The sequence below is a fragment of the Niallia sp. FSL R7-0271 genome (assembly GCF_038005785.1).
GTDB lineage: Bacteria > Bacillota > Bacilli > Bacillales > Cytobacillaceae > Niallia.
Genome location: NZ_JBBOTZ010000005.1, coordinates 47,121 through 66,920, shown reverse-complemented (window position 1 = coordinate 66,920; position 19,800 = coordinate 47,121). Strand labels below are relative to the sequence as shown.

Here is a 19,800-nt window from a genome sequence, read left to right as displayed (position 1 = left end):
TTATCTCCCTCCTATCCCAAAAGGCCATTTCCTTTTCTTTTCAGTACTTTCTATAATTTCAATAGAGCAGTTGGCAGCTATTGTTCTTAGTAATGAGTCAATTGATTCATTATAAGAAATATCATGAAACTCATATAAAGTTTTCTGATTAACTTCTGCAGTTAAACCATTTTTTAGTTCTTCAATTGTTGTAATCAAAGGTACATTGATTTCATGAAATATATCCTTCGATGTCGGTAGCAGCATCTGCTCTCTATATTGATTCACGATCATAAGGAAGTCTGATTTCTTAAATCCTAATGGATACAGAATATCTTCGTTAACTTCTTGGAATTTTTTTAGACATTTCCTTTGTTGGTTGACGATTAAAAACTTCATATCACTTTCTTTAAGAGATTGAACCATACCAGCATTATCAAAATGGCTTCCAGCATCAATAAGAACAATGTCAAAAGCTTCCTTTGAAAGCTCAATTAAATAATAAATCTCGTCTTTTGTATAAAGTCTTTGCATCCTTGTATTTCTATTCCCACCTAAAATATAAAGACGTTCTTTGATTTCCATATGAAAGTTAGTTAAAAATTCCTGTTCACCTTTAGAATTTTTAGAAAACATATGGTTTTGCAACTTACTCTTTATATCATCTAAGTAGTTCCCTTTATACTCCAATTGGTCTGTCCCATCGTCCCAAGCATTTAAAACAAGGACTCCAACTTTCGCTTTTGTCTTACTTGCGATTGCTTTAGCAACACTTAGCGTTGTAGATGTAGTTCCGATGTTAGGCACTACAGAAAAAAACGAAACTACATTAGAATTAACACTAGTATTTACTGGTGAAACTGTTTTCTGAATTTCATCAATTACTTGGTTAGTAGTAAGTTTAGATGACACCATAACAAAACCATAACTATCACAAACTGCTTTTATTGCTTTTTCTAATCCTGGTTCATAATCATTTGTTAAGACGTAAAAGATGTAGTTATATTTATTTTTTGGCAGCGTACTAAGTTCTGTATATTCTAGAACATCATCCCCTACCACAAGTATGTCCTGGGTACTTTCTTCGATAGAATTAATTTGATTAACTACAAAACTTCTATCTCTAAATTGACTTATAAAATCAGCTTTGTTAGACAAGAAATCCACGTTCATTCTTGTTCCTCCTATCTTTCATATTTGTAAACGACATAGATTTTGTATCCCATTTCTGTATAGTCTCTTAAGCTTTGTAACATTTCACTAGTAGAGATAATTTCCAGATTTGAAATTACACCTGTGGAAGTTTTTCCACTTTCTTGATCTTCAACGTTTTTAACCTCGCTGTTTGAACTATCTTTTACAGAAGCAACACGAACATCTTTTAAAATTGGTTCTCCATCAATTACTTGTTTTAATACTGTATCTGTATCTTTATTTGTTTCTATTGGTTGTTCCTTATCTTCATCTTTATTTGAATCTTCGTTATTTGCTTCATTTACAATTTGTTTAAGCATTTGCTGGTCTTCATCCGGTATTGCATAAAAATCAGCCACAAAGGCCCTTCTAAGGCTTCCTGGGACTGCGAAAAGCCATTCGTCAGGAATAGGAGCTATAAACTCACCCTTCTTTTCATCCGGAACAAGACTATAAGAATCAATTAAAGCTTCGTACAGCTGAGTACCTTCCTTTATATCAATAGCAGCATAGTTATTTTTTATTTCGTTAATGTCTTGCGTTTGGTAAGCTCCATTGACTAGGTTGTCTTTTTTAACTTGAACTACCTTTAAAGCATCCTCACTAATTGGTTCTTTAAAATTTATATCACTCGCAGCGACTACAACCGGAACTGTATTTACCTTAGGTTCAATGTAATACTCATAAACAAATATAAATGCTACACCTACCATTAATATTAAGCCTGCAGTAAAAACAGCAATTGATTTCTTTTTCATTCTTTATTTATCCCTCACCTTTTTTTATTAAGTTTGAAAATATATTTTTTATACTTTTTTTTTGGTGCTTGTCCTGTTCTAGTAAATGAAATTCTAATGGCAATACTCTCTTGAAAATTGGCTTAAAAGCATATTCAAACATTTCTTTGTAGTAGGGATTATCATATAGAAATGTCGACTTCCATACACACCTCATATGATCTTCATATGGTATGTTGTCTAAAAGTACTAAGGACTCTTTAAAAATAAAATCTTCATGCCATTCTTTCATATCAATTGAATCATTGACCTTTGTAGTAATATATTGAAAACTAACTCCATTTAAATTTTCCATCTCTGTAAGATAATCAATAATCCTATTTTCCATCCTTTGAAAATCTGTTTTTTGCCCATTAATGCTGATTTGGGCCAACCAATCAACTTTTATAGGATCTGGCTCAACGCAAACAAATATTTCATCCGCCTGGTGTAATAAATCTCTTATAGTTGGGTCATTCCATTTAGTTGATATGTCAATTATTTTGATAGGAGTTGAAATAGAATATATAAGTTTAAGTAGTTCATCAAAGGAGAAATTCTTTACAGGTGGAAATCTAGAATCATTTACATACCATGATATTCCTTTCTCATTCCAATTACGGTCTCTTGTAAAATGACCATCACTTTTAATAAGTTGAGCATGGTCAAAGTATATTTTCCCCCTTTCCTCATCTTCTTTGTTATGGATATCTAGATAATCAAATAGATAAGGTTTTTGTGTCGGATACTCAACCAAAGACACTTGTAAACCCCTTGAAGCAATTGCCCTTGCTAGGTTCACTGATATTGTCGTAGATCCTGCCCCCGCCCAAAGAGAACCTATTACAATTAATTTGGGTGGAATAGAAGTAAAAGAAATTCGTTCTATTTCCTTTTCTACAATCTTTTCTCGATAAATAATTTTTTGCTCAGTTGGCTTCTCAACCTTCTTTTTTAGTTGTTCCATATACTTTACATGGTCGGGTATATATTTTTCGTATTCTTCTTCCTCATCACTAAAAAAAACTGATTGAGTTTTTATCTGTTCAATTACTGGTGCAAACTCCTTATCGAATTCAACAATATGAACATTAAATCGTAATAGGAGCTTTTCAGCATCTTCAAAAAAAGAAACTTCTTTATCCAGGACTACAATATCTGGTTTTGAATATTGAATTGCTTCTTTTACATCATCAAGAGATTTAAGGTGCTTTGCTTCATCTTTACCTAGCTCATTTGATAATCGTTGATATGCAAGCTCTGACTTCATTACAAAAGCTATTTTCATTAGCAACACCTCTAGAAACAATTATAAGGTATACATGTATATTTTACAATATACATGTATACCTTATTTGTGAATTAAATTATAATATTTTCATCTTTCGGTTCTTCCGCAATCAATGACTTTATGTAGTCATCATCGTTATCAAATAGTTCAAAATTCATTTCATTAGCATTATCCATCAAAGGTTCAGTCTCTTCTTTATAGCCTTCCTCTGGTTCCTCAGTAAGTATTTCACCTGTTTCTTTATCAACAACTATATTCCCAAGTGCTGCTGCAAGAAAGTCTGGTAAGCTTCCTTCCCTTTCCCCTTGGTTAAAAAACGCTACACCTGGAGGAGCTATAAACGATGGTTTAAAGACAGTAAAATCATTATTATTTCTTTCTTTTATATCATCATGCCAATTAGTCTTTTTTAATTTCTTCCATTGTTTTTGCTTATAGTACATATGCTTTTTTATCAACATTGGGTTTTTGCCACGTTGAAAAATGATAACTTGATTTTCTCCCATCCGTTCTAATTCATCAGCTGTCATCAATGGTCTTCCCATGAAATTGTGACTCATTGAAGTCCGATTTTGTCCTTCTGACATTGAGTTGATTAACAATGTAGTATTACCTAACTTATCAGAAAAGTACTTTGATGTTTCTCTATCATTGGTTCCTAAAAAAGCAATGGTATCAGTAGATGATAGAATTTCTGACCACCTATCATTGTCATATCTGTTTTTGAATTGGGTTAAGGATTGAAAAATTGGAACTACAGCAATCCCCCTTGACCTCATCGTAGATACCTTTCTTTCAAAACCGTTTATTCTGGCTATGTTTGCCAACTCATCCAATATACAAAGCACTTCTACATCTAGTCGTAAAGAGTCATTTCGGCCAGCTTGTTTATATAACCGATTAAACATTTGGTCAATCAATAATGCGGGAAGTAAATCATAAGTAGCTTCGCTATCTGGCATTAATAAGAATAAAGCTGTCTTCCTTTGTCCCAATTGATTTAAATCAAAATCACTAGTACTTGTTAGACCAGCTATATTTTTAGAAACCCATAATTTTAACCGAACCCCAAAGCCAATTAAAATACCTGCTCTTGTTTTGTCTTTTGCATTTTTAAAAATGTAGTACATCTCAAGTGCTTCGGAATCTTCCGGTAAAGCAAAAAACATTTCATCTAATACTTTTTCATCACTACCTATTTTAGTACCAAGTGCAAGAATACTTTTAACATGCTGCTCTTCTTTTGGTCTAGTTTCCTTTAAGTACATCATAAGTGCAGAAAAGTAAGCAATCTCAGCATTTGACCACATAGGATCTTTTGACATACCACCACTATTTGAGATAATCATTTCTGCTAATCCCATAGCATCCTCAATGGTATCTACAAAGTCCATGGAATTGTATCTCATAGATCGCTTTGTATCTAATAAGTTAAATACTAATATGTCATAACCATTTTCCCTTAATGTTGGAACAGTATTATTATATAGCTATAGCAATAGGTAAGGATTTGAAGTTATCTCCACCTTTTCCCCTGCTTCACACCGTACATGACCCTTTCGGTGTCATACGGCGTTCCATCAATTTCAACTGATGTTATAAGTTACATAATTATCGGTTCTTTACCAGATTTAATTCTAAGGCAATTTAGCTTCTCCACTTGCTTTTGATTAAGGTTAAAAGACCGGAGGACTTTAGTAATCTTTTGTATATCTGTCATGTGAATAAGCTTATGTATAAACCAATCAACAATTATTAAATTACTATATTTATCTGTTCCTCCAAGTTCTAGGGGAATAATATAATGACAATGAACTCTGTCAATCCCAATTAATTCTCCTGATACAAAACATTTACCATATTGATCTACATATTTAGATATTCTATTATCGTTGTACTCAATACTTCTACTCCTTGAGTAGGTTGCCATTACTTGTGCAAGTACATCACTTGGTATCGCCCTAAGGTTTGTATGAATTTTACTACGGCCTTTTTCAGTGAAATTGTTGATACCTTGTGAAAAATTACACGGATTCTTATGATGAATTCCTGTAATTGGCAACAGTGGAGTACCTTGAATAGTAAATATTTTAGTATTTGGTTGGATTCCTTTTGTCCTTTTCTTAAAAGCAGGAGGTGTTTCACTAAATTTGATGATTTTTGCATTATTTTTAAATCTGTTTTTCATAGTTTTTAAAAGAGAGTAATTTATCTCCGTTAAATCCATATAAATCGTGGTAGCATATCTATAGTAATTTTGTATTCCAATAAGGGTAATGTTAAAGTTCAATACGCTTTTTGGTAAAGGTTTTTCTTGGATTTCTTTGACCTTTTCTCTTAGTTTCTTCTTAGTTTTCAAGATAGCTTTGTCTGTCATTCCCGTTTTGGCTACATAGCCAAATTTTGATTTACCTTGTTTAACAAGTTTGACTTTAAACCCCAGAAAATTGGAAGAATTCTTTTTCAAATTGACGATTTTAGATTTTTCTTTACTTACTTCAAGCCCTAGTCGCTTATTCAAAAAGTCAACTGTTGCATGATAAAAGCGTTGTGCGTCCTCATATGATTCACACATAATTTTAAAATCGTCTGCGTATCGAATGATATAACCGCATTTCATATTTGTATATTTCCTTGCATAGCTACGGAAACCATAGTTTTCACTAGACATTCTTTGCGGTTTATACGTTTCCCATTGACTACTTATCCACCAATCTAATTCATTTAAAACGATATTAGATAATATAGGTGAAATTATTCCTCCTTGCGGAGTTCCTTTAGTCGGGATTCCTTCTCCTATTATTTCGGATTTCAGTATTTTAGAAATAATCGAGAGTAAGGATTTATCACGAATTCCCAATGCCCACATCTGTTTCAGCAGTTTTCCATGATTGACATTATCGAAGAATCCTTTGATATCAATGTCAACACAATAATGTTGCCTCCCAATATTCATAAGGCTAACCATTCGGCTAAACGCATGATGTGTACTTCTATTTGGTCTAAATCCATAACTATGGTTATGAAATTTAGCTTCACAAATAGGTTCAAGAACTTGTAAGATACATTGTTGTACTAATCTATCCCAAATTGTCGGAATACCTAATGGACGCTTTTTATCACTGCCCACTTTAGGAATGAGAACTCTTTTGACAGGTTGGGGATGGTATTTGTTTAACCTTTTTCTTACTTCGTTAATTATTTCTTTATCATTCAAATGCCAAATGTCTTTGATTGTCAAATCATCAACACCAGCAGTTTTGCTTCCCTTATTTGTTTTGATATTACGATATGCTAGTCGAATATTTTCTTCAGAATCGATTGTATTTACTAACTTATAGAAATTGTTACCGTTAAGACTTCTTGAATATAAGTCATCATATGTTTGTTGCATATTGTAATACTCATTATGTCTTAACTTGGTTTTCTTCAACATGGGCTGTAACCTCCTTCTGAAGGAGAAATTACATCTCTTAGTCTTACTCGAAACCATGTTAACCGTTTGTAACTATCAGTCTTCAATTGACTAGTGGCTATCCCTCCACATTCATTAGATGCTTCATAGGTACTGTGCCACCACTTTCACTATCATAAATCTAGGTTATATATCTGACTAATATCATCAGTACTTTCCCTAGAACCACTTCGTAGGAAGTAAGTCCTCCATGTTGACAGCTTACCACGTTCCATCATTCCTATCTGTACATACACTGTTAGGTTTCCCCTATGAGCCTGCTACTTTAATACTGCCTTTAACAATATACGGACTTTCATAAAGGAGAGTTTTACTCGCCCGCAGTAGCGACACTATTTGTGTCCACATATCTTTCGATATGCTCCCGATATAGACCCGTACATTCAGGGATTCGTCTACACTAACAAAGCTCGCCGATTGTATCGTTGTGAATTCTAACCATAAGTGTTTTATAGACTTCCGGCATATCATATACATATCCTACCTCTAGGACACTTTCGTTTATAAGTTTCTATAATTACGGTATATTTCTGCCGACTTCACCGAACTTCATACAGTTTAGCTCTTACCAACTAAATCGCATGTCGGAGGATTAAAGGAAGCCCTTCAAGGCGTTACCCTATCATTTGACTTCTCGGAATGACAGTTCATTGTTGAACTGTTAGGTTCGACAATGCCTAACCTTTTCAGTTAGGAACGTGTCGTACCACCTTTCGGGTCAGTAATAACAAGAGACTGTCCAACCTTCATAGCGTTATGAAGAATATTAGGAATACTAAAACCCGCAGACTTACCTGTACCAGCACCACCAAAAGCACAAACATTGTTATTTAGATTAGATTCTAAAGGATTTACAGCTAGTTTCCTTTTATACTCCCCTAATATAAATCCCTTTGTATTTTTTTGTAGAGAGTGTTTTATTTCTGAATCGGTAGCCCATCGTTGTGATCCATGGCTGCCATACTCAGATGCATCCCTTTTTTCTAAAGATTTTTTATTAGTAATTCCGAAGTATACAAGACTAAAATAAAACAGCCAGAAAAAACCCTGAATAGGTAAATCAGTATATAGCATATGGATTGTTTCATATATCTCGTTATTTTTCGTTTCACCAAGAAACAAAACAGAAAAGAAAACATCTGGCTTCATCAATAACTCATTAAATAGTTTTGGTGGCCCTTGGTCCCCATATTCTTTAATGAACAAAACATATCCTAAAATTACAACAGCAGCTAAATTAACAAATATCCCAAAGAATACAGCTGACAGAATTTGCGTACTGAGTTTTTTCTTGTTTATCTCCAATAACATCCCTCCCTAATAATATACAGTTTACTAAAAAATAGTATACATGTATATCTAAGGAGCAAAAAAAATCACCTTTCTCTATCATACTTATCACGTTCAGCTTGACGTTTAGCTTGTCTATCAGCCATATTTTTAGCTTGGTGCGTATCTCGCTCCCCTTCTTTTATAAGACGATCCATAGTATTTGATAATTCTTTTAGTAATCCCATATCCATCCTGTCATTCTCTAAAGCATTATTCCTTTCTAAATACTGATCTCTGCCGGTATATCTATCTATTTCATTCCTTAGAAAGTCTATATCCTCCTTATCAATATAAAGCCTTTTATTGCTGCCATTAGTTAGATCTTGGCCTATTGACTTTATAGCTAAATGAACATGTGGATGTCCTTCTTTTAAATGAACAGCCCCAACCCATTCCAGCTTCATTCCCTTTCTTTCCTCCAAGCCCTTCAAAGCATATCTAGCTATCTCTTTAAAATCCTTACCATATGTTTCATAGTCTTCCTGTTTAAGCGATATAATCATTTTATGAATTTTAACAGTGCTAGAATGTCTTAGACCTGGTTCATTTTCAATACTTTTGTAAAACTTCTTTAAAGAAGCTTGATCGCTTTTCTCATCAAATAAACCTTTAGTGTCCCTATCAAAATCTAACTCCCTACTTCTAAAACCTATATATTTTAGATGGGATAAAACCTTTCTAGTTGCTCCAGCTGATCCCTTTGCCATATGCATTCCTGAATCTCTAAGAGTTTTTACTTTTACAAATGCTCTACCTCTAAAACTCAATTCTTATTATTCTCCTTCATTTTATTATCTATCATGCTCATTAAGTCTTCTCTATTTTGCACATGTTTTACAGCCATACCTCTTGTCTTCTGGTATAAATCATTTGTCTGTATATTCCTTGACCTTGAAATTGAATCCAACAAAAGGAACATCGACATTGCACTATCCAATGAAGTTTTAGCTAATAGAGAAGCTATTCGATTTTCAAATGATTTGAAGTTTTCATCCATAAATTTATTAATAATCGGCGCATAAACTTTTTCCACTTCATTGGCATTATGTATCTGTAAATAAGCTTTACAGAACTCATTTACAACTTCACTTCTGGTAGCATTCTTCCCCCTTTGTTTTACTATTTTATCAATTTCTCTTAATACTGAAGGTTCAAATGAGATTGTTGTTTTTTCCTTCATGATATTCCTCCTAACTCTATATATCTCATACTCTATTATACTATAGAATCTATAATCTAGTTAAGCGGAATCCACCCAAGCCCACCAACGGTGGGCTTTTATGAGTTGCGGATGCAACTCTTTATCCTGCACTCCTTGATTCATTCCGCCAAAGGCTAGGAATGTGATCAAGGGAGCGCCCCCACAAAAAGCGAAGCTTTTGTCCGTGGGGGTAAGTTCCGCACATTTTTAAGTGGCCTGACTGAAAGGAAGATCACGCAAAAATGTTTGCTGAAAGCTGTGCTATTTTAGCTGCGTTTAGCAAGCTAAATAGCCGGATTGAAGCAACGCATTTTGGGGAGTAGAATTAAAATTCGGAATATACTTCCTGCCCTAAACTTGCATTATGAGCTATATTTTTTGGGAGTAGCCCACCCAAATTTGGTCAATGTGAATGAGCTAAAGATGATAGAAATGGAATGGTTATTTCAGTACTTATAGTGTCCCCTATTGATTGATTTATTCCGAAAAATGCTTTATTAATAGCAAGTCGCTTAATAACGACAATTAACATCTAAAAGTCATCATAAGACGTCAACTGATAATAAGATGACAGATTAATTCGTAGTACATATTAGTACAATTACATAAATAAAAATCTCAATTTCACTTTAAAAAACTCAGAAAAATAATACTAATTTGTAGTACATGTTAGTACATATTAACTGATAAATATAATTACTACTAAAACCCAAGCTGAAAAATTCAATGACAGCTAAAGTCTTCGGGTTTTAGTCTTTTGAATTAGGGTTTAAGGTTTTGGTCTTCGGCTCGTGCGGTGCGGCCTGAAAGGCAAAAAGATCTGGAACCTACGGAATGTAGGCGATAGCCGTACAGTCCGTGGTTAGCGAGCTTTTTAGTGCCGTAGCGACACCTACTCCTGGTTGGCTGCTGTGGATCGATAGAGGAACAGCTGCTTACCAGGAGTCAGTGCTGCCGCCCAAATAGGGGTCTAAATGAAGTTTATAACTAAAAGAAACTTGAATATTAATATTCAAAAAAACCAAAAAAAGAAAAAGACTAACCAGTTAAATTAGTCTAAGAAACACCAACGTTATAACGTTTTTAAATAAATTCATATATAATTATGCTCCCAAAAAGAAAGAATAAACCCATACAAAACAAAATAACCTGAACTGTAATTTTTTCATAAGAAAAATACCGATTTATTAAACTATAAATACTTATCAAGCAAATAATTAACCCTAATGTAGCAAGTGTAAACAAACTAATTTCTATAACCAACTATTTTCTACTCCAATTAATAATCATAAATGTTATGCTATCGTGCTTTTTAAAATAAAATTCATATAAATTATTCAATTGTTCTTTTTTTAAACTACCCGTTCCACAACCTAAATAAGGAATGGCAATTGTTTCGACTTTATATTCTTCTCCAAGCTTAATGATATTAAGGATACAGGTTTCTATAGATTTAATTGAAGACCAAGTACCAGGTAAAAACATAGTAACAGCATGAAAGATATAGTTGCATGGTAATTGTCCGGAATTAGTAACAAAAACATCCCCTTGCTTAATTAGATTCTTTCTACAAATTCTTTTCGCTTCTTTCTCAATGGAAGGATCTACATAGTGGATTGATTCAGCAACACCTTTTAATTTAATAAATCTACCTATTAAACCTCCCATATAGCCGATACCATTAGAAGCATTTACGATTACATCTGCTTTAACATTGGCGATATTTCCATCTATAAAAGTTATCATATGAATTTTCCCCTTAATAAACTCTATAAAAAAACTAAACAATGTCACTTCTACCCAAAAACGAACAACCCTTATAAATTAACAAGAAGTTTAACCCAACCAAAAAAGGAAATCCAAAGGGGTAAACTTAGGATTGTTCCCCAAAATAGACCTATTCTTAAATCACCTTCTCTACTGTCTATCATCTTTCTTCACCCTCCTTTATGGTCAAAGGTTTAAATTCTAGCTTGATATATTCTTAACACTTTAATAAAACACTTCCTTTTAGCTATCACATTATAAGTATACATGTATACTATTAATAAAACAAGTTGTTTTCTGCACGAATACTACACCTTAGTACAAAGTACTACTTTGTAGTACATTGTACTAAGGTGTAGTAAACCATAATAAAATTTATTAAAAAAAAGGATTTTTTTAATAGAATCTAGTATTATTTAATGATGACTAGAAATCCAAGTTAGACGACTACATAACTTAGTAGTTTCCCTTTAGGAAAACTACTTACGACTCCTTAATTCCAACGACTAACCGACGACGACTAGACGCCAATACAAGACAATCAAATGCGACTAGTTAACAACAAACGACAACCTGACGAATACAGACAACGTCTTGAAATAACCTTTATTCATTTAACTACAACTTGACGATGATTGACGACGACAAAGAATGACTAAAAGAAAGGGGAAACAGTTATGCATATTGATAAAACATATTCACTTCAAGATATAGCAGACATGTTAAAACGGCCACGCACTACTTTAAACAATTGGTATCAGACATTCAAAATCTATTTACCGGTAGTAGGGTCTGGACGTACTAAGCGATTCAAAGAAGAAGCAATTGACATATTTCGTTTAATTATGGAGCTAAAAGACCGTAATGAACCAAATGAGATAATCGAACAGTACTTAACTAATTCGGTGAAGGAAATAACAATTGAAGAAGAAGACTCATCCAATAACAATGTAGTTACATCTATTGTTAAAGGGTATGAGAATATTCTTACCGAAGTTTCAAACCAACGAGATTTTATGATTCAAATGTATCAAGAATCCCAAGCAAAGAATGAAGAATTAACTAACCTAATTCAAACTATGAGCAAAGAGCATGCTGCTGCGTTAGAGAAAATACAAACAACAATTGAAACTGATCGCCAGAAGAAAGGGGAAGACATAGAAAAATTACAAGAGATTATGCAAAAAGATAAAACAGAAAGAGAGCAAGAACGGAAGAAAATCGAGGATAGAGATAAGCAACTATTAGAAGGTTTGAGAAAGCTCAGAGAAGATAAAGAAGATAGAGAATCTATGCCTTGGTATAAGAAAATGTTCAAGTAAAGAATGAAAGGTTTTTTAGGGGTGGGGGGCGGGAAGTTAAAAAAAAGAAACGAAAACCGGCTGCCTTTTAGCCGGTTTTCGTTTCTTCCACGCCTTTATGCTTTTTTTCTATTTGTTCTAACATTTTTTTATTAATTAATGAATCTAACTCACGGCTTAACCTTAAGGTTTCATTGTCGTTGAAACCTTTGCTTAGTCCAGTTTCTATCATTTCTTTACGTTTATTTTCAATGAGTAAACTTAGCAATGTAATGACCACCTTTAGACAAAGTAATAACCAAAGACGACTAACATATCAATAAAGTATACATGTATACTCTATTGATATCAAGAAACTTACTAGTTATTAACTAGTAAGTTTCTTGATAAATTGTGATAAATCATGCTGTGCTCAACTGTTCCATGTCTCGTATATTCATTTGTTTACAAGGGATGCTTATTGAGCATCCCGCCGTTCTTCTTGCCATTCTTTGTATTTTAACTCCATGTGATTTTCAAGTGCTAACTCAGCTTGGATTTCTAATTCTTTTTTTAATTCTTGGTTTTGTTCTTCTAATTTCTTGATACGTTTTAAAAAACATTTAAATCACTCCATTTTTTTATTTTTTTTATTTTACTTTACGTTCTTATATTGAAAGAGTAGGGGAAGGATTTCTTCCCCGTTACTGTTCACTGTTCAAACTTTACTCCTAAAATATAATCGGCTGCTTTTTGTGCTTGTGCACCAGCTTGTACAATGAGCTTATGGTCATTTTTTAATTCCCTTAACCATGAATTGATATAACTAGCGCTATTCTCGATAGTATGATTATCAATTCCAGCTACACCACATAACATGGAAGCTCCTAACTCTGCAACTAGTTCCTCCTTTGAATAAGTCTCACTCCCAAATGCTACCCCTTGCGCTGTTACTCCAGGTCGTGCGAGCCTGCTTTTATGTCCTGTACTATGTACCATTTCGTGAAACATTGTACAGTAAAATTCTTCGGCTATTTCAAAATCTTTCATAGGCGGGCAATTTATTTTATCTAATAGTGGATAATAAACTGCTTGTCCTGAACGGAAAGTATAATCTGGGGAATTGATATAGCCTGCGATAACTCCCTCAGCCCTTTCAATTGGGTTATGTTCAAATGTCTGTTGTCCTTTTTTGCTCTTTAATCTTTCCACTTGTGTATTGATTTCCCAGACTTTATAGTATCTTAGAAATGGAATCTTCTCTGTTTTTCCTTCCTCGTTTTCTTTTTCTAGCCATTTCCAAAAGACCACTATATGACCAGGTTCTCCCTTTTTAATCCTTCCACCAGCATCATTAATCTGTTTAAAAGTGGCGTACTCACCTGAATCTAATAACATAGTATTAATTCCTCTATATGGCTTTTGTGTTAACCAATTTACAGCGTTAGCATTAGACCAAGGCTTACGCCATGGAATAACACCTTCTTCTAGTTTTTCAATAATTCTATTAGTTACCAATTCATAAATATCTATTTTAGTCATCTTATCCGACTCCCTTATTTTAGTTATGTATATGTAATTCCTTTAATGTCCCTATGTGCCAACTTGTTTCTCTGTCATCTTCAAATACAGCTAAAACATCACCGTTATAAGGATTAAATTTAATTAAGGTTTTCATTTCTAATTCTTTTTCATAACTTAAAAACTTAAAAACTCCCGTTTCATAACTCATAAACTCAAAACCTTCAAAATCAAAACGTTCCATTTTGAAGATGTAATCTTCAATGGTTTTTATTATTTGTTCTTCTAAGTTTTTAAGAATCATTTGACTTGCTCCTTTGATTTTGTTTTTGAATTTTCTTTTTGCCTTCCGGAGGGAAGGGTTCCCCAAAGGGAATTATTTTTGCCCTTTTGACATGGAGTATGAATTGATCGCATAGGGAACAGGTCAAGGGTTAAAGACGAAAAGTTTTTCGCTTCCGGTTTTGTTCTTAAAGCGAAAAAGTTTTTGGCCCCTTGACCTGTTCCCTCGGCCACTTTGGCTGCAGCAGGAAAGGTTCGGGTGTCCTGCCTGCTGCAGCCTTAGTGGCCGTGCGAATCAATACCATACGGAAGGCAAAAGGGAGAAAATAAATAAAAAAAGCAGGCGGCAGCCTGCTATCCTTTGGTTTTAAGGTTTTGGGTTTTTAACGGTCTTCGGCTCGTGCGGTACGGCCTGGAAGGCAAAAAGATCTGGAACCTACGGAATGTAGGCGGCAGCCGTACAGTCCGTGGTTAGCGAGCTTTTTAGTGCCGTAGCGACACCTACTCCTGGTTGGCCGCTGTGGACCGATAGGGGAACAGCTGCTTACCAGGAGTCAGTGCTGCCGCCCAAATAGGGGTTTAAGTCTTGAAAAGCTTTTAGGTTTTTAAAGAATACTAGTTATTAGCCGTTTCCATTTGGACAAGATTTAATAACCTGTATTAAGGGCAAATAATCGTCTCTATTCAACTCGCTTGTGAAACCTCCTCAACTAAACATAAGCGCAGGTGTACCATATAATCTGGTACACCTTTTTTTATAAAAAAAAGAAGGGTCAAAAACACCCTTCAAAAAAATATATATATAAACATGTCCACAATAGTTAGGTTATTCCTTCTTGCTAATATACTCTCTCACTGTAGAAGTAAGCCAGTAGGGTTTCCCCTCAATCAAAGCATCATTCTTAGGTAATTTACCACGTTCGTAATACACGCTGAGCTTTTTTCTATCAAATTTCAAACCTGATTCATTTAATCTCTTAGCAAAACTTGACTGATTAAGTAATGGGTCTTGGTCATTAATAGTCATTGAATAGTCTTTGGGTAATAAAAAGGTATCATCCTTAAAGAATGTTTCAAGACATTCAAAAGCAAAGCTCACCCAATCACCTTGTAAATGACTATAAACCAAGCCAATATCAAAAGTATTCTCCTTAGGATTTTGGAAAAACAATGCCATTTGGTGAAATACGGATTCTGTTTCACTCAAGTCTTTTTTAGTCGTAGTTTGGTCGTCATCATTCATCATGTCAGATAACATGGGAAAGTAATTCAAAATAAGTTCAGTCGCCTTTTTATTTACTGTCATAAATGATACTCCTTAATTCAAGTTGACATTGTCAACAAGTTCTTAATTTAAGGATATATCAATGTGTTGACATTGTCAACACATTGATTTGGTTTTTATCGAAATATTGGAAGCGAGGATTCGCTGGAAATATTTCGATTTTCCATAAAAGAAAAGGGGTATCCCTTTTCTTCCTTTTTAGGGCAACACACTTTTTAAAAGGATAAGGAGAATGCTAATCATTCCCCTCATGCTCTTTTTTAGATATAACCATGTTCTTTTAAGCTATAATACTTGCCCTCATCATTAACAATTAAGTGGTCTAATAACGGGATACCTAAAATATCTCCTGCTTGTACCATTCTTTTAGTGACTTCTATATCTTCTCTTGAAGGCTCAACCATACCTGACGGATGATTGTGTGCAATGATAATACTAGCTGAATTATTCAGTATGGCTGTTTTCATGACTTCTCTTGGATGGATTATGCTTGCGTCTAAAGAACCTATATGACAACGATGTACCGCATTTACTCTATTTTTCTGATTCAAACAGATTACGAATAGCACTTCTCTATCTTCATCACCAATAAACATAGTTGCGATTTTTGCTCCATCTTGTGGACTCTTAATAGAATATAGGTTTAGTCCTCGGTCATTCTCAATTGTAATTTGTTTGATTCTAACTACCTCATAAATTTTTTCTATTTCTGTGTGATTGGACATGTTTTTTCTCTCCTTGTTTTTGGGTTTCAGAGGGTTTTGATTTTGGGTTTTGTATTTTGAGATTTAGGTCTTATTTGTTGCCCTCTGTTCATCTGTAACGGCAGCGAAGGAGAATTGGAAGGCAAGGGAATAAGCGAAAAAATTTTTATTTCCGCCCTTTACCGTGTTTTGCTTTCGTTCTTGGGATGGGAGGACTGGAAGGACGCACCAGGTCATAGAACGAACAAAACCTTGACATGGTTGGGATGGGAGGATCGGAAAGGTGTGATATGCTTTTTTATCACACCTTGGAGAGACGCACCAGGTCATACCATGACATGAGGGGATTTAATCAGAAATAAAAAATTTTTCGCTCCCTTGCCTGGAATGACGACTGAGCTATAGTGAGGATGAACAGAGGGCCCCACTATCCCCAAATTTCCGGTTTTAGGGGTGGGAGGCGGGAAGTTAATAAAAAGAAACAAAACCGGCTGCCTTTTAGCCGGTTTTCGTTTCTTCCACGCCTTTATGCTTTTAAAAAATAAAAAGACAAGTGCTCCTTGTCTTTTCCATTGTCTATAAAAAATCTAATTAACTATTCTATAAACTTTTTTACATTCACCACATTCAAACTCATTAATATCAAGCTGATAAAGTCCTCTGTTTCCGCACTTACAACCTTCCATTTCTAATTCTTGTTCCGTCATTGTATATATCCATTCCTGTAAAGTTACATCGTATTCATTTGTTTCTAAAGCTTCTATAGCTTTAGACAGTGGTAATTCATGAAAATTAAAATTAGGGTCATTATGGTAGATATAACTAGCTAAATCAATTAGTTCACTAGCAGGTATATAAGTCCAAACCATTTTGTTAGTTTCGTCCTGTAGTGTATAGTAAACTACTTCGATATCATCTGAATAACACTCTGTACATTTATATCCCTTTAGCTCATTCAAGTAAGTTCTGCAAATCTTGCAGAAATGAGAATAATATTGTTTATCCAGTTTAGTTGTTCGCATATATCCAGTCATTCTCCTTCATTTTATTCTCATTGAAGTATTTCTTTAGCTCTTGTGAAGGAGTAGATTCCAATTGTTCTCTTTCTAAGCTGGTAAAATTATATTTCACTTGTACTTCAATAGGATTTATTTCTAAATCCATTTTCACAAACCATGCGAAATATTCTGCGTTAGTACTTTTAGTGATAAGGTCATTAAGGTAAGTTTGATATTTCTTCACTTTCGATACTCCTTGTAATAAATTATTCTATTAGTTCACATATGCTCATCTTGTAAATGGGCAAGTTGAGCAATTATCTTCCGAACATAGTGAACATGGTAATAAATAGTATTTACAGTTTGGGCATTCATGTTTATCGAAGGTTAAAGGTAACTCTGCTTCTTCTGTACAATTTGGACACCATTCCCAAAAATTCCCCATATTATTCTCCCTTGTAACCGTCATAAGGTCTTTTTAACTCTCCGGCTTCTTCTACTACTCTTAACATTTCCAATACTTCATCAATCTCTATATCTCCCCATGAGCCGTAACGGATACAATCACCTGATATGGATTTATCTAAATGATTCACATAAACGGTGAGCTCATGAGTAGACATAGGTCTTCTACCTACTATGAAATATCTATCTATATCATAGGCTTTCCCTTCATACGTCCCGTTCACCAATTCATAAGTAATGCTCTGTATTTTCATATACATCTTCCTCCCAGATTTTTAGGGTTGAGGGTTTGAAAGCTTTTGTTCTTTGCCCCCTGTTCATCTGCAACGGCAGTGAAGGAGGATTGGAAGGCAAGGGAATAAGCGAAAAAATTTTTATTTCCGCCCTTTACCGTGTTTTGCTTTCGTTCTTGGGATGGGAGGACTGGAAGGACGCACCAGGTCATAGAACGAACAAAACCTTGACATGGTTGGGATGGGAGGATAGGAAAGGTGTGATATGCTTTTTATCACACCTTGGAAAGACGCACCAGGTCATACCATGTCATGAGGGGATTTAATCAGAAATAAAAAATTTTTCGCTCCCTTGCCTGGAATGACGACTGAGCTATAGTGAGGATGAACAGGGGGCCCAATAGTTGCTTTTTGGGGTGGGGGGCGGGAAAGTTAAATAAAAAAAACGAAAAATGGCTGCCTTTTAGCCTTTTTTCGTTTTTTCCTTTTTAAAAGAGTTAGGATCTGTTTGCAGATCCACACAATATTAAAAAAAACATTTTAAAAAGAGACCTTTTCCGGTCTCTTTGATTTAAAGATATTCAACTTCATCTTTCAGACAATCTATACAGACGTACATAGGCTTTTTATGGTGAGAAACAAGGACGGTATTATGATGAATCATTGACCTAGGTTTTTCTAATAGAACACCGTATTTAGGTTCTCTAGAGCAACCATCGCAATCTGTTTTATTTAAAAAATCAGGATAGTCAGGATAGTCTTGTTTGCTATTTAGAAATTCAGGATTAACTTCTTTGGTTGTACTATTTTTAATTATCTCTCCTACTGATTTGTATTCACTTACCATCTGTTCAAGGTTTTCTATACCGTAACTTAATGGGTCTACTTGCATCCGTAACGTCGTGTCCATAAACGGGTCGAATACGGAAACACATTCTTCTTCATCAAACAGCGTAATTAAATTAGCATTACTTTGGTCTCCATCCACTTTATTTAGCTGCAGGTAGTTGTAATCAACTACCTCCTGCAATTCCTTTAAAAATTTTTCAGTCAACATGTCCATTTACCTCCATTTGAACTACCCAGTATTCAGATATGGCTAGAGCTTCCATAGCATCTAGAAGGTTAAAAACATCTCCATTATGGATATTACTTGCCTTTTCAATAACTTCTGACTCTGTGTGATTATAGGTTGTTACGTCGGTATGTAGGTCTGTAATGGAATATAAGTCTTTCATTTATGGCACTCCTTTAGGGCTTTTTCTAGGGAACTGCGAACTAAATCTGGTAGGTCTGATAGTGCTATTTGAGTCGGCTGTGTAGTTTCATTATCTAACCATAGCTCATCATAATCGAGCAGATACATGTATTCTTCATATCTTAAGGAATCACAATGTAACTCCCATTCTGGTGTGTCTAGGCTTCCTTCAAAACAAAATATAGCTATCGAATAGTCATGATTGAAGCGAAGCGAGTGTGTTTTATCCTGTAAGCATAAATGCTGCTTAGCTGATGGATATTTTTCATATGGTACGTATGCGATTAGTTTATTGGGTTCAGATGCTGGAACTAGTTCAAACCCTTTGGACTGAAAATATTGGACTGTCATGTTAATTTACCTTCTTTGTTTTGATTTTCATGTTCTTCAATGAAATCATGTATGTTGTATTCATCTAGGGAACGCCCAAAAAAGTTTAGGTTTTGCTTTGCATTCAGCTCCCACATAAGATTATTAAATTCCTCATCCTGTTCACTCAGTAATGACAACTCATCTATAATACTTTGTAACTTCCTAAGCATTTCTTTATGTTGTTTGTTCATTAGTCTTCTCCCCATTCTGGCGCTGCTGCTACGCAAGTAATATTTTCTTCCGGCGGTAATATTAGTCCCCTTTTAGTCAATCCATCAATTGCCACTTCTGCGATTTCCATTGCATCTACTTTGGTTGTTTCAACCATTATCATCGTTTCTACATCTCCATAATCAAAAATTACTCGATACCACATAAACTATTTCC

At 34.5% G+C, this 19,800-nt stretch carries 22 protein-coding genes and 1 pseudogene; 1 reads left to right on the top strand and 22 read right to left on the bottom strand.

Features of this window, described 5'->3' with window-relative positions; genetic code table 11:
* The 9 genes and pseudogenes from MKX82_RS30175 to MKX82_RS30135 all read right to left on the bottom strand — a co-directional run bounded on the left by MKX82_RS30175 (position 1) and on the right by MKX82_RS30135 (position 10,994).
* Positions 1 to 1,152 (bottom strand): hypothetical protein, encoded by a 1,152-nt coding sequence (locus MKX82_RS30175; protein WP_341082317.1) that lies wholly within the window; start codon positions 1,150 to 1,152, stop codon positions 1 to 3.
* Positions 1,153 to 1,163: 11 nt separating this feature from the next.
* Entirely contained in the window at positions 1,164 to 1,931 is a 768-nt protein-coding gene (locus MKX82_RS30170; RefSeq protein WP_341082315.1) for an SAF domain-containing protein, read from the bottom strand.
* 7 nt (positions 1,932 to 1,938) lie between these two features.
* Positions 1,939 to 3,237, bottom strand: coding sequence for a hypothetical protein (locus MKX82_RS30165; RefSeq protein ID WP_341082314.1), 1,299 nt, complete (start codon positions 3,235 to 3,237; stop codon positions 1,939 to 1,941).
* 74 nt (positions 3,238 to 3,311) lie between these two features.
* A pseudogene (locus tag MKX82_RS30160) lies at positions 3,312 to 4,718 on the bottom strand (VirD4-like conjugal transfer protein, CD1115 family); the annotation flags it as partial.
* 125 nt (positions 4,719 to 4,843) lie between these two features.
* The gene (gene ltrA, locus MKX82_RS30155) at positions 4,844 to 6,676 is read right to left on the bottom strand and encodes a group II intron reverse transcriptase/maturase (protein WP_341082312.1); all 1,833 of its coding nucleotides are present in this window, start codon (positions 6,674 to 6,676) and stop codon (positions 4,844 to 4,846) included.
* A 729-nt stretch (positions 6,677 to 7,405) separates the two neighbouring features.
* On the bottom strand, positions 7,406 to 8,020 hold the full coding sequence (locus MKX82_RS30150) for a type IV secretory system conjugative DNA transfer family protein (RefSeq protein WP_251647307.1): 615 nt from the start codon (positions 8,018 to 8,020) through the stop codon (positions 7,406 to 7,408).
* A 71-nt stretch (positions 8,021 to 8,091) separates the two neighbouring features.
* Entirely contained in the window at positions 8,092 to 8,814 is a 723-nt protein-coding gene (locus MKX82_RS30145) for a relaxase/mobilization nuclease domain-containing protein (RefSeq protein WP_285095749.1), read from the bottom strand.
* Entirely contained in the window at positions 8,811 to 9,227 is a 417-nt protein-coding gene (locus MKX82_RS30140) for a ribbon-helix-helix domain-containing protein (RefSeq protein WP_251647309.1), read from the bottom strand. Before MKX82_RS30140 ends, MKX82_RS30145 begins: the two co-directional genes overlap by 4 nt.
* 1,284 nt (positions 9,228 to 10,511) lie before the next feature.
* Positions 10,512 to 10,994 carry a macro domain-containing protein gene (locus MKX82_RS30135; protein ID WP_341082309.1) on the bottom strand — a complete coding sequence of 161 codons (483 nt, stop codon included), beginning with the start codon at positions 10,992 to 10,994 and terminating at the stop codon, positions 10,512 to 10,514.
* A gap of 698 nt (positions 10,995 to 11,692) precedes the next feature.
* Between MKX82_RS30135 and MKX82_RS30130 the strand changes: the two genes are divergently transcribed.
* Positions 11,693 to 12,337, top strand: coding sequence for a hypothetical protein (locus MKX82_RS30130; RefSeq protein ID WP_341082308.1), 645 nt, complete (start codon positions 11,693 to 11,695; stop codon positions 12,335 to 12,337).
* A gap of 67 nt (positions 12,338 to 12,404) precedes the next feature.
* Here MKX82_RS30130 and MKX82_RS30125 read toward each other — a convergent pair whose 3' ends face one another.
* From MKX82_RS30125 to MKX82_RS30065, 13 genes are all read right to left on the bottom strand, one after another.
* Positions 12,405 to 12,584: an aspartyl-phosphate phosphatase Spo0E family protein gene (locus MKX82_RS30125; protein ID WP_251647314.1), complete on the bottom strand. Its 180-nt coding sequence runs from the start codon at positions 12,582 to 12,584 to the stop codon at positions 12,405 to 12,407.
* Between the two features lie 422 nt (positions 12,585 to 13,006).
* Positions 13,007 to 13,837 (bottom strand): ArdC family protein, encoded by an 831-nt coding sequence (locus MKX82_RS30120; RefSeq protein WP_341082307.1) that lies wholly within the window; start codon positions 13,835 to 13,837, stop codon positions 13,007 to 13,009.
* 19 nt (positions 13,838 to 13,856) lie between these two features.
* Positions 13,857 to 14,120, bottom strand: coding sequence for a hypothetical protein (locus tag MKX82_RS30115; protein WP_341082306.1), 264 nt, complete (start codon positions 14,118 to 14,120; stop codon positions 13,857 to 13,859).
* An 804-nt stretch (positions 14,121 to 14,924) separates the two neighbouring features.
* A complete protein-coding gene (locus MKX82_RS30110; RefSeq protein WP_251647319.1) occupies positions 14,925 to 15,404 on the bottom strand; it encodes a hypothetical protein in 480 nt (159 codons plus the stop codon).
* Between the two features lie 239 nt (positions 15,405 to 15,643).
* Positions 15,644 to 16,090 (bottom strand): JAB domain-containing protein, encoded by a 447-nt coding sequence (locus MKX82_RS30105; protein ID WP_251647422.1) that lies wholly within the window; start codon positions 16,088 to 16,090, stop codon positions 15,644 to 15,646.
* 584 nt (positions 16,091 to 16,674) lie between these two features.
* A complete protein-coding gene (locus MKX82_RS30100) occupies positions 16,675 to 16,956 on the bottom strand; it encodes a hypothetical protein (RefSeq protein WP_341082305.1) in 282 nt (93 codons plus the stop codon).
* 139 nt (positions 16,957 to 17,095) lie between these two features.
* Positions 17,096 to 17,329 carry a hypothetical protein gene (locus MKX82_RS30095; protein WP_251647322.1) on the bottom strand — a complete coding sequence of 78 codons (234 nt, stop codon included), beginning with the start codon at positions 17,327 to 17,329 and terminating at the stop codon, positions 17,096 to 17,098.
* 202 nt (positions 17,330 to 17,531) lie between these two features.
* Positions 17,532 to 17,804: a hypothetical protein gene (locus tag MKX82_RS30090; RefSeq protein WP_251647324.1), complete on the bottom strand. Its 273-nt coding sequence runs from the start codon at positions 17,802 to 17,804 to the stop codon at positions 17,532 to 17,534.
* A gap of 550 nt (positions 17,805 to 18,354) precedes the next feature.
* Positions 18,355 to 18,840 (bottom strand): hypothetical protein, encoded by a 486-nt coding sequence (locus MKX82_RS30085; RefSeq protein WP_251647326.1) that lies wholly within the window; start codon positions 18,838 to 18,840, stop codon positions 18,355 to 18,357.
* A complete protein-coding gene (locus tag MKX82_RS30080) occupies positions 18,830 to 19,021 on the bottom strand; it encodes a hypothetical protein (RefSeq protein WP_251647328.1) in 192 nt (63 codons plus the stop codon). The genes MKX82_RS30085 and MKX82_RS30080 overlap by 11 nt, the downstream gene beginning before the upstream one ends.
* A complete protein-coding gene (locus tag MKX82_RS30075; RefSeq protein ID WP_251647330.1) occupies positions 19,018 to 19,392 on the bottom strand; it encodes a hypothetical protein in 375 nt (124 codons plus the stop codon). The genes MKX82_RS30080 and MKX82_RS30075 overlap by 4 nt, the downstream gene beginning before the upstream one ends.
* Complete coding sequence (locus tag MKX82_RS30070) at positions 19,389 to 19,604, bottom strand: hypothetical protein (protein WP_285308692.1); 216 nt, start codon at positions 19,602 to 19,604, stop codon at positions 19,389 to 19,391. The genes MKX82_RS30075 and MKX82_RS30070 overlap by 4 nt, the downstream gene beginning before the upstream one ends.
* Positions 19,604 to 19,789: a hypothetical protein gene (locus tag MKX82_RS30065; RefSeq protein ID WP_251647334.1), complete on the bottom strand. Its 186-nt coding sequence runs from the start codon at positions 19,787 to 19,789 to the stop codon at positions 19,604 to 19,606. The genes MKX82_RS30070 and MKX82_RS30065 overlap by 1 nt, the downstream gene beginning before the upstream one ends.
* Positions 19,790 to 19,800 lie beyond the last annotated feature (11 nt).